The sequence below is a fragment of the Bacillus sp. MBGLi79 genome, from assembly GCF_002953915.1.
Genome location: NZ_CP026521.1, coordinates 2,171,636 through 2,184,467 on the forward strand (window position 1 = coordinate 2,171,636; position 12,832 = coordinate 2,184,467).

The 12,832-nt window shown below is 45.8% G+C and carries 1 protein-coding gene; it reads left to right on the top strand.

Annotated features, from left to right (window positions below):
* Nucleotides 1-6: 6 nt before the first annotated feature.
* The gene (locus C1T29_RS10935) at nucleotides 7-12,798 is read left to right on the top strand and encodes a type I polyketide synthase (RefSeq protein ID WP_095432811.1); all 12,792 of its coding nucleotides are present in this window, start codon (nucleotides 7-9) and stop codon (nucleotides 12,796-12,798) included.
* Nucleotides 12,799-12,832: the final 34 nt, after the last annotated feature.

The following is a 12,832-nucleotide window of genomic DNA, read 5'->3' on the forward strand; positions in this document are numbered from 1 at the left end:
GGGAAAATGATAACTGAACAACTGCACATTTCATTAAAAAATCCAATCATGTCCAACCACAAGGTATATGGACAGGCGTTATTACCCGGCCTTGCTTATATAGATTTGATCTATCAAGTATTCCAAGAACATGGTTATGCATACCAAGAGCTTGAATTAAAAAACCTGATCATTTTTAACCCTTTGATCGCAGATGAGTCATATGACATTGCCCTGACCATTCACGTGTCTGAAAGAAAGGAAGGGACATGGTCCATTATCATCGACGGACAAAAACAGCATGGAGAGTCGCTATCTGACAAGAGACAATATGTGACTGCTGACATGCAGCGTAAAGAGCAAACCGCTTTTGCAGAATCAATAGACCTTAATCAGTGGAAACGTACAGCTGACAGGATTCTGAATTTAGATGAAATATATGAACAATGCCGATCTCAAGAATTAGTGCATACCGGCATGATGAAGGCGGAAGGGCAGATTTATGAGACCAAAGAGGGTGCTTTAATTGATTTAGCAGTCGGACAGGAGGCGCTGCGCCATTCTGATGCTTTTCTGTTTCATCCGACGCTCATTGATGGGAGTGGTATAGGATCAAGCTGCCTGCTCTCAGATCAAACGATGTATCTGCCATTGTGTTATGAATCGTTTTCAGCTTCAGAACGATTGCAAAAAGGATGTACAGCACGGATCCTCTCCTCATCTGTGCGCCAGAAGAAAGAGCTCACTTATATGACGATTGAATATTTTAATTCATCAGGACAAAAAGTGGCCGAGCTGAGACAGTTTGCAGGCAAGTCTGTACGGAATGGGTCAGCTTTTCACTCTGCAAAAGAAATTCAAGAAGAAAGAGCCGCTGTCTCTCAGCACACCAGTCGAGACTATCACGCATTTGAAACGTATTTGCGTCAATTGCTTGCTGAGCAGCTTGAAAGGCCGGCAGAACAAATGGATATCCACGCTGGGTACTATGAGCTTGGTCTGGATTCACCGTCGTTGCTTACAGTGGTTCAGGAAATTGGAGATAAGGTTGGAGCGGATCTTGCTCCAACACTGCTGTTTGAATTCACAACAATTGCAGAACTGGCTGCACATCTTGCTGATCACTATTCAATTAGAGAGGCGGACGATGCTGTCCGCCAATCTCCTTCACAAAAGAAGGATTATTCAGAAGGTGCTGCCTATTCAATGAAGCTCGGGGAGGACATTGCCATTATCGGGATGGCAGGCCGCTATCCTAAGGCAAAAAACATTCAGGAATTTTGGGAACATCTTAAAGCTGGTACCGACTGCATCACAGAGATCCCAAGCTCCCGCTGGGAATGGAAAGAAAACGATGGTCTGGATTCCCCTGCAGGCAAGCCGCTCTCGAAATGGGGCGGGTTTATCGAGGAAGCTGATTGCTTTGATCCTCAATTTTTCAGAATCTCTCCTCGTGAAGCGGAAATGATGGACCCTCAGGAGCGGTTATTTTTAGAGACGTGCTGGGAAGCTATTGAAGATGCGGGTTATACACCAGAGACAATTGCTTCGCCAAAGGGAGAAAATAAAAGGCAGCATGTCGGTGTGTTTGCCGGTGTTATGCATAAGGACTATTCGCTAATAGGGGCGGAAGCTCTATCAGAAAACAATCCATTTCCTTTATCGCTGAATTACGCGCAAATAGCCAACAGGGTCTCTTACTATTGTAATTTCCACGGCCCAAGCATGGCTGTGGATACGGTCTGCTCTTCCTCATTAACTGCGGTTCATTTGGCAATAGAGAGTATCCGGAATGGAGAATGCGAGGCCGCGCTTGCCGGAGGCGTCAATTTGTCACTGCATCCGGCTAAATATATCAGCTATGGCAGTGTAGGGATGCACTCAAGTGACGGTTATTGCCATACTTTTGGCAAAGGCGGGGATGGCTACGTATCTGGAGAAGGTGTCGGCACAGTATTGCTAAAGCCGCTTCGAAAAGCTGAACAAGACGGTGACCGAATCTATGCTGTCATCAAAGGCAGTGCGATAAATCATGTAGGGAAAGTAAGCGGAATTACAGTACCGAGCCCGGTAGCCCAAGCTGATGTGATTGAAGCATGCCTAGAAAAAACAGGAATTGATCTGCGCACCATCAGCTATGTTGAAGCCCATGGCACGGGCACCTCATTGGGAGATCCGATTGAGATACAAGGATTAGTAAAAGCTTTCAGCCGGAATACGCAGGACAAGCAATTCTGTTCAATCGGTTCTGTGAAATCAAATATTGGCCATGCTGAAGCGGCAGCCGGCATTAGCGGTTTAACGAAGACAGTTCTGCAGCTGCATCATAAAACATTGGTGCCGTCATTACACTCAGAAGAGCTGAATCCTTATTTGCAGCTCGATCAAACCCCATTTTTTGTCCAGCATGAAACAAAGGAATGGGAGCAGCCATCTTTTGAAGAAAACGGGATGGACGTCACATTTCCCCGCCGCGCAGGTTTAAGTTCGTTTGGCGCTTCAGGATCAAATGCGCATCTTATTTTGGAAGAATATACTCCGGCAGAGAGCCATTCAGAGACGATTTTAACGAAAAATGAAGGAATAGTGATACCTTTGTCCGCGAGAAACAAAGATCGTCTGCAGGCTTACGCACTTAAACTTCTGGATTTTCTTAGCGAGGACGTCAATCTTAAAGCGTTAGCTTATACCATGCAGACAGGACGGGTTGAAATGGAGGAGCGCGCAGCTTTCTTCGCAAAAGACAAAAAAGATTTAGCTGCTAAACTTCAGGCGTTTGCCAATGGCGAAGAAAAGATCGAGGGCTGCTGGACCGGACAAGCCAAGGAAGATCAAATGGCGGCTGGATCAACGTCGGTGAATGCACTGAATAACAATTTGATAACAGACAGTGAAATGAAGGAAATGGCGACATCATGGGTTCAAGGAAAGCGAGTCACCTGGGACGATCTATACGGCGATCGCAAGCCGTTTAAAATCAGTGCTCCGACCTATCCGTTTGCAAGGGAACGCTACTGGATCCCAGCTCCTGAAACGAAAACCAGCTCTGTGAATCACATCTTACATCCGCTGGTGCACCGCAATACATCAGACTTTACTGAGCAGCGCTTTAGCTCTGTATTTACTGGCACGGAATTTTTCCTGTCTGATCATGTTGTACAGGGACAGAAGATTTTGCCTGGCGTTGCCTATTTAGAAATGGCAAGGGAAGCAGCGGAAAAAGCTGCAGGCGACCTGGACGGTGAACAAAGAGTTGTGTCGCTTAAAGACATTGTGTGGATACGCCCTATCACGATAGAAAATGACCCAAAAGAAATACATATTGGCCTTTATCCTGAGGATAACGGGGACATTTCCTTTGACATTTATAGCAGCTCTGAACATAAAGAAGAAGCCCTGACGATACACTGCCAAGGCCGCGCTGTCATTTCAGATGAAGCGGACACTTCCATTTTAAACCTATCATCAATACAGACAGAATGCAGTCTGGACACAGTGACGCAAGAACAATGTTATGCAGCGTTTCGAAAGATTGGGCTTGACTATGGAAAGGGCTATAAAGGGATTGAAAAAGTCTATGTCGGAAAAGATCAATTGCTTGCAAAAATCTCGCTACCCGCTTTTCTAAAAAACGATAAGCAGCATTTTGCGCTCCACCCGAGTTTAATGGATTCCGCGTTCCATGCCACAGTCGGTTTTATCGTTAGCTCAGTCAATGCCGCTGGACAAGCGCAGACGCTGTCTCTTCCATTTGCGTTGCAAGAGGTTGATATTTTCAGCCCGTGTCCAGAGGAGATATGGTCTTATATTCGATACAGTTCAGACAGTAAAGCGGAGGACAACGTCAGAAAGTATGATATTGATTTATGCGATGAGAACGGAAATGTTTGTGTGCGAATGAAAGGTGCCTCAATGCGGGCGCTTGATGGACAGCGGGATTTAAGGTCTCAACTAGTAACTGCTTCTCAGCTGACCGGGCATACGATGATGATTCCCGTCTGGGAACCAGTCTCTCTAGAAGCGGAGGATAATGCTTCGTTTGCTGGTACAAGAGCTGTTTTATGCGGAGCTGCTGAAGCTGATTGGACTTTCATAAAGCATCATTATCCGCAAATTTCCTTTTTCGATATCCGCCCTGCAGATGACATTGAGGCAATAGCGGACAAACTGCAAACGTACGGAAGCATTGAACATGTCTTGTGGATTGCCCCGTCAGACCTGGAGGATAGTGATAGACAAGGAGAAGCTGTTCTTCACTTATTTAAGCTTGTGAAAGCTTGCCTGCAATTAGGCTATGGCGAGAAACAACTTGAATGGTCTCTTGTGACAATCCAAGCGCAGCCGGTTACGCAACATGAGACAGTACAACCCGCTCATGCAAGCATCCATGGACTTGCCGGCACAATGGCAAAGGAGTATCCGCATTGGAAAATCCGTCTTCTTGATCTGGAAAAAGACTGCACATGGCCGGTATATCAAATGTTTACACTCCCTGCTGACCGTCTTGGACACGCTTTGGCCTATCGGAATCAGCAATGGCATCAGCAGCAATTGATCCCGTATCGGCACTCACTGGCAAATGACACGCTTTATCGAAAAGGCGGGGTGTATGTGGTCATTGGAGGCGCCGGGTACATTGGAGAGGCATGGAGTGAGTACATGATCCGCCGCTACCAGGCGCAAATTGTTTGGATTGGACGCAGTCAAATCAATGCTGCCATCCAGTCGAAAATAGACCGTCTTTCGGCGCTTGGCCCTGAGCCTTTCTATATTGCAGCCGATGCTGCCGATAAGCATTCATTGCAGCAGGCATATGATCAAGTGAAAAAACGCCATCCTCATATTCACGGGATTGTTCACTCTGCGATGGTTTTATTTGAACAAAGCCTGGAAAATATGACGTTTGAAGAATTCACCGCCGGACTTGCGGCGAAGATCGATGTCAGTATTCGGATGGCCCAAGTGTTCCGCCGGGAGAATGTAGATTTTGTTTTATTTTTCTCTTCGCTTGTGGCACATATCAAAAATGTGAAGCAAAGCCATTATGCCTCTGGCTGTACATTTGCAGATGCTTTTGCTCACCAGCTTTCCCAGAGCTGGGCATGCCCTGTAAAAGTCATGAACTGGGGATATTGGGGGAATAGTGAAGCGGCTGAGGATGAACATTATGTACAGCTTATGAATCAAATCGGCTTAGGTTTAATTGAGCCTGCGGAAGCAATGAAGGCGCTGGACGTACTGCTTTCTGGGCCAGTCGGCCAAACGGCTTTCATTCATACGACAAAGCCTGTAGCAGTCGAAGGCGTGAATCAGAATGAATGCATCACCCTTTATCCCGAGCAACCTTCAGCAGATGCAGAGAGCCTGATGGAGCGTCTGCCGAAAACGGGACGAATACAAAGAGCGACACATGAAGAACTAGACGATCTTCTTTACAGGCTGTTGTTAGGACAGCTGCAAACGGCTGAACTGTTTGATGGTCATACATTATCGGTTGAACGTCTTCGACAATACAAAACTCGTGAATTTTATGGAAAATGGCTTCGGCAAAGCAGCGAGTTTCTTTTGCAGCATGGCTATCTTAAGAAAGATGGAGATTCATTGGTTAGGAAGGATCAAGCAGAGGATATCGAGCTGCTTTGGCAAGAATGGAACGCCAAAAAAGAAAAGTGGCTGAAAGACAGCGAGACAAAGGCGATGGTTGTCTTAGCAGAGGCCATGCTAAAAGCACTGCCGGATATTTTGACAGGGAAAGTCCCTGCGACAGATGTCATGTTCCCGCAATCCTCGATGGAATTGGTGGAAGGCATTTATAAGCATAACCAAGTGGCAGACTATTTTAATAAAGTGCTTGCCGATACATTATTAGCTTATCTGGATGAACGTCTGAAGCAAGATCCTGAGGCATCAATTCGCATTATGGAAATAGGCGCGGGCACAGGCGGCACGAGTGCCGGAATCTTTGAAAAACTGAAACCATATCAAAAGCATATCAACGAATACTGCTATACAGATCTGTCGAAAGCATTTTTGCTGCATGCAGAAAAGGAATATGGGGCGGAAAATCCGTATCTGACGTATCAGCTTTTCGATGTGGAAAAACCGGTTGACCAGCAGGAAATCGAGGCTGGCGGCTATGATGTCGTCATTGCGGCTAATGTCCTTCACGCGACAAAAAATATCCGTCAAACCCTGCGGCATACAAAAGCAGTGATGAAAAACAACGGAATGCTGCTGCTGAATGAAATGGCGGGAAACAGCCTGTTCCCTCACATCACCTTTGGTCTTTTGGAAGGCTGGTGGCTGTATGAAGATCCTGCAGTGCGGATTCCCGGCTGTCCAGGCTTACATCCTGACAGCTGGAAAGCGGCACTCGAAAGCGAAGGCTTTGAATCTGTCTCTTTCCCGGCCGAGGCGGCTCATAATCTGAGTCATCAAATCGTCGCAGCCTCAAGCAACGGGCTGGTTCGCCGTATAATGAAAAATGAGCTCTTGCCGGAGAAGGATGTTTCACAAGCGTCTAATCAGGAGTCAGCCTGCATTCAATCCATAGATTCAGAGGGAGCAGGACAATCTAAACATGCTCTCCTAAGAGAAAAAAGCACAGATTATATGAAAAAACTAATCGGAGAAACGTTGAAAATTCCTGCAGGTAAGATTGAGTCATCTGAACCGCTTGAAAAGTACGGTATTGATTCTATCGTTGTTGTCCAGCTGACGAATACATTGCGTAAAGAATTTGACCATGTTAGCAGCACTCTATTTTTCGAGTACCAGACCATTGACGCATTAGTGGAGCATTTCATCAAAACAAAAACAGAAGCGCTGTTGAAATTAACAGGTCTTGACCGTCAAGTTCAACAACAGACACCGGCCGAAAGCAGAACCCAATCTTCACAGAAACCTGATGGGGCCGCTAAAAGAACACGGCGCTATCGCCAGCTTGGCTTCAGCAGGGAAAAAGAAACACCGACAAACACTCTTGCCAGACGTGACGTTGCCATTATCGGCATTTCCGGACGCTATCCTCAGGCGGAAACAGCAGAAGACTTTTGGAACAATCTAAAAGAAGGAAGAAATTGTATTGAGGAAATTCCGAAAGAACGCTGGGATTGGAAAGCTTATTACGATAAAGAAAAAGGAAAAGAAGGATCGATTTATACGAAATGGGGCGGATTTATCAAGGATATGGACAAGTTTGACCCATTATTCTTTCAGATTTCGCCGCTTGAAGCAGAACGAATGGACCCTCAGGAGCGATTATTTCTGCAAACCGCTTATGCAAGTATTGAAGACGCGGGATACACGCCTGACTCGCTCAGTTCAAGCAGAAAAATCGGCGTCTTTGCCGGAGTCATGAACAAAAATTATCCGACAGGCTACGGCTATTGGTCTATCGCCAACAGAATATCCTATTTGCTGAATTTCCAAGGCCCGAGCCTTGCCGTCGATACAGCCTGCTCATCCTCTCTGACAGCGATTCATTTAGCGCTGGAAAGCATTTATAGCGGATCGAGTGATTGCGCCATTGCCGGCGGTGCCAATTTAGTCGTCGACCCGGTTCACTATCAGAACTTATCTGTCATGAATATGCTCTCTTCTAGTGATACATGTAAATCATTCGGAGATGATGCAGATGGATTTGTCGACGGTGAAGGCGTAGGCGCGATTGTGTTAAAGCCGCTGCAGCAAGCAATAGCAGACGGCGATCATATTTACGGTGTGATAAAGGCAAGTGCCATTAACAGCGGAGGAAAAACAAATGGATACACGGTTCCAAATCCTCATGCACAGGCACAGGTGATTAAAGATGCAATGGAGCGCGCCAACATTCCTGCCCGAACCATCAGTTATGTGGAGGCGCATGGAACAGGCACAGCATTAGGAGATCCGATTGAGATAGCGGGGTTAACAAAAGCATTTGAGGAAGATACGCAGGAGAAACAGTTTTGCGCGATCGGCTCCAGCAAATCAAACATCGGTCATTGTGAAAGTGCAGCCGGAATTGCAGGGCTGACAAAAATACTTTTTCAGTTTAAATATGGCCAAATTGCGCCATCATTGCATGCTCAGCGGCTGAATCCGAACATTGAGTTCAGCCATACTCCATTTGTCCTTCAGCAGCAGCTTGGTGAATGGAAACGCCCGGTGATTGGCGGACAAGAGGTGCCTAGGCGCGCTGGATTGAGCAGTTTTGGCGCCGGAGGGTCCAATGCCCATATCATTCTGGAAGAATATATTCCGAGAATGGGAGCGCAAACGCCGGAAGACCATCCCCCAGCGCTGATTGTGCTGTCGGCCAAAAACATGGAACGTTTGCAAGAAAGAGCGGAACAGCTGCTCACAGCCATCAAACAAAAAAGGTACCGTGAAGCAGATCTGATCAGAATCGCCTATACTTTGCAAACGGGACGTGAAGCAATGGAGGAACGGCTGGCCTTTATAGCGGAATCACTAGAGCATCTTGAGAGAAAGCTGAACGATTTTATCGAAAACAAAGCAGATAGCCTGTATCTGGATCGCATTGATGATAGCAAAAAAGCATTAGCAGTCTTATCAGCGGATGAGGATACGGAAAAAATCATAGAAGCATGGATGAGCAAAGGGAAATTCACGAAACTGCTGGATCTTTGGGTGAAAGGCTTGTCTTTCGACTGGGATATGCTGTACGGCACCCAAACGCCTGTCCGGATCAGTCTTCCGGCATATCCATTTGCAAAAGAACGATACTGGGCACCAGGCCCGGCAAAGGCCCCGGCGCCTATAGAAAAAAATCATGATCAGCAAAGAGAAGAACCTTTCGAGGTTATGACGTTTCAAGAAGTGTGGAAAGAAGAGCCGGCAACCCACGCTCCGAAACGTATCAAAACGCTCATCTGTTTTCTGACTGATAGAGAAAAGCAAAACACATTTGCTTCAGCGGTAAAAAATGTTGATCAAGACACCAAGCTCATTTTTATTTCGCAGGGTGAGGTGTACAGCAAACAGTCTGAATATAGCTACCAGATTGTGCGGCAAGAACCCGTTACTTTTGAAAAGGCCTTCCAGAGCATTAAAGAAGAACATGGAGAGCCAGATGCAATTCTCTATATGTGGCCTGCGGAAGACAAGAGCTGTATAAAGGACCATTCCTGTATTGTCTATCTATTACAAGGTATGTCCGCAGCAAAGCTGCATCCTTTACGGCTGATGCTGGCAGGATGTTTTGAAAATGGCCTTGACCGAAGCTATCTGGAATCATGGATTGGATTCGAACGATCGCTCGGGCTTGTCCTTCCGCACACAAAAGTGACTGGAATCTTTCAGCCGGCAGATCAAGGATCGATGGATGATTGGGCACGTAATATGTGGACAGAATTACAGGCTTCAATAGAACAAACCGTTTTGTATCAAAATGGGAAACGATATGTAAGTCACATAGAACGGACAACGTTACAACCGAACAACAGCAAATTAAAATCTAGCGGGACTTATCTGATTACAGGCGGGTTAGGAGGGCTCGGCTATTTATTCGCCAAGCATTTGGCTAAAAACTATGCCGCAAACCTGATTTTGACAGGGCGGTCGCCTTTCAATGAAGAAAAACAAAAGAAAATAAAAGAATTAAAGAATCTAGGCGGCGAAGCGATGTATGCAGAAGCAGATGTATCTGACCCTATCGCGATGGGAGACTGCGTAAAAAGAGGGAAAGACCGATTCGGTGAAATCAACGGTGTTATTCATGCAGCCGGAATTGAGAGCGACTCTGCTATTTTTGACAAAAAGATCGAAAGCTTTCAGCACGTCATTGAACCGAAAATCAACGGAACAATAGCGCTTGATGAATGGCTTAAAAATGAAGCCCTTGATTTTATGTGTTATTTTTCTTCTTCTTCGGCGGTTTTGGGGGATTTTGGATGTTGTGATTATGCGATTGGCAACCGATTTCAGATGGCTTACGCACAATACAGAAACCAGCTGCATAGCGGCAAAACGTTTGTCATCAACTGGCCTGTATGGAAAGATGGCGGAATGAAAATCGGTGATGAAGAAACAACTGATATGTACCTGAAATCAAGCGGCCAACGCTTCCTAGAAGCCGAGGAAGGCATCCGTATGTTTGAGCATATTCTAGCTCAGCAGGATGCTCAGCACCTCGTGATAGCCGGTCACCCAAGCCGTGTCAGCCGATTTTTAGGAATGACTGAACCAGTAATTCCAGAACCGGCCACTCAAGTCCCTGTCGTACAAGAAAAAAACAATGAGGTAAAAACACTAAGCGTTGAAAAGCGGTTAGAACACGATTTGAAAGAGCATATCCACACATTGCTTAAGATTTCAAAGGACAAGCTGAATGTGAACAAAAATTGGGCTGACTTCGGATTTGATTCAATCTATTTGGCTAAATTTTCGAATGTGTTATCAAAGCATTTCAACATCGAAGTAACACCGGCTTTATTCTTCGGCTATTCGACTTTACAGGAATTGATCGGCTTTTTCTTAACGGATCATAAAGAGCTGATTGAAGCATTTTACCGGGATGATGCATCTGAGTCGCAAAAGTCCATAGAAGCTCCTGCTGCAAATTCTGTAGTTCCCGAAGCAGAAACCAGTAAAAAAAGCAACGGACAAGGTCACAATGAGCCGATCGCCATTATCGGCATGAGCGGCAGGTTCCCTCAAGCTGATTCGGTCTATGAGCTGTGGGATAATCTGCAAAACGGAAAAACGTGTATCTCTGACATCCCGGACGAACGCATGGACTGTGGGGGATCGAACGGAGATCCAGAAAAAGCAGTGCCAAGGTGGGGCGCATTTTTGAAGGACATAGACCGGTTTGATCCGCTGTTTTTTCAAATATCGCCTAAAGAAGCCAAAAGCATGGATCCGCGCCAGCGCATTTTTCTAGAGGAAGCATGGCGCACGTTTGAAGACGCCGGCTATATGGGAGACCGGATAAAAGGAAAATCCTGCGGTGTCTATGTAGGTGTGGAAGAAGGAGAATATGCGCATTTAACAGGAGATACGAATTACATTAATGGAACACAAAACGCCACATTATCTGCGAGAATTGCGTACGCATTGGATTTAAAAGGGCCTAATATGGCGTTGACAGCAGCATGTTCATCTGGACTTGTGGCGATTCACCAGGCATGTTCAGCTCTGCGTCAGGGGGAGTGTGAAATGGCTTTAGCCGGCGGCGTCAGCTTGAATATTTCTCACATGTCTTTTGAGGCGCTGACAAGAGCCGAAATGCTGTCTCCGAACGGACAATGCAAAGTATTTGACGAGAATGCCAATGGTCTTGTGCCAGGTGAAGCGGTGGCTGCTGTTCTCTTGAAACCATTATCAAAGGCAATTGAAGATAAAGATCATATTTATGGCTGCATCAAGGCCAGCGGCGTGAATTACGATGGCAAAACCAACGGCATTACTGCGCCAAATCCTTTTAGCCAGGCAGAATTGATCGAAAACATTTATGAAAAAAATGAAATCAATCCGCTCGATATTCAATATGTGATGGCGCACAGTACCGGCTCGAATATTGGTGATCCGCTTGAGGTCCAGGCTTTAACGAACGTGTTCAGCAAATATACGAAGCAGAAGCAATTCTGTATGATCAGCTCAATTAAACCTTTAATCGGACACACATTTGCAGCGTCAGGAACGGTAGCTTTAATCAGTATGCTGATGGCTATGAAAAACCAGATCATCCCGGCTACTCATCACTGTGAATCGGAAAACCCGTATATTCCGTTTAAAGAAAGCCCGTTTGTGCTTTGCAAAGAAAACCGTCCATGGATCAGGAATAATCAGAAGCCGAGGATGGGAACGATCAGCACGACTGGAATCAGCGGCACCAATGCACATGCAGTCATTGAAGAATACATTCCGGATGATCAGCCGTCCACACAGCGGCATCAAGGGTCACCGCAGATCATTGTGATTTCAGCCCAAAATGACGATCGGCTTCAGGATGCTGCCTGCCGCATGATTGCGTATCTGGAGCAGAATCATAACCTTTCTTTACCTGATGTGGCATATACGCTTCAGGTTGGGAGAAAAGCCATGGAAGCAAGGCTCGCGATCGTTGCAAACAATCAGAAGCAATTGGTGCGAAAATTGAAGGAATATGTGGAAGCAATGAAGAATGGTGGGGTATCAGGCCAACAGAGATCCCTTTATACAGGATATACAGAAGGGATTTTAGAAGAACAAGATGAAGCAGTTCTGCAAGCTCTCGCAAAAGAAAGAAATTTGGAAAACATCGCGGAATGCTGGGTGAAAGGATATCAGATTCCTTGGGAACTCCTTCATGATGGCGATCACGTTCGGATGGTTTCTTTACCTGGTTATCCATTTGCAAGGGAACGGTATTGGATTTCGTCAGGCACTCAGCAATCAGAGGCCGTTAAACAGCATTCACAAGATATGAAAACAGAGATTGACGAGCCGAATGGCAAAACCCATATTCAAAAGATCATTGTTCAATTTTTAGCACGAGAGTTGGACATATCTGAGGATCGAATCAATTTTAATAGAAATTTTCTGGATTATGGGATGGATTCAATTCTTGGCCGAAAATTGATGCGGCATATCGAAAAAACCACACAGCTGAAGATGACCGGCCGAGAAATCCTTGAATGTCAGACAGTGCAAGCTCTATCTAACCATTTGGCCTCAAAGGCTGAAAAACAAAATCATAGCGCAGCACATCAAACAACGGGCACGTATACAGACGAGCAAATCATCGGATTGATGCAAGAGGTGGCGCAAGGGAAATTGGATTTTAAGAGTGTGCAAAACATCATAGAAGGGAGTAAATCGTATGAATCATAAAGAAATTCTTGATGCCTTCAGATCAGGAGAATTA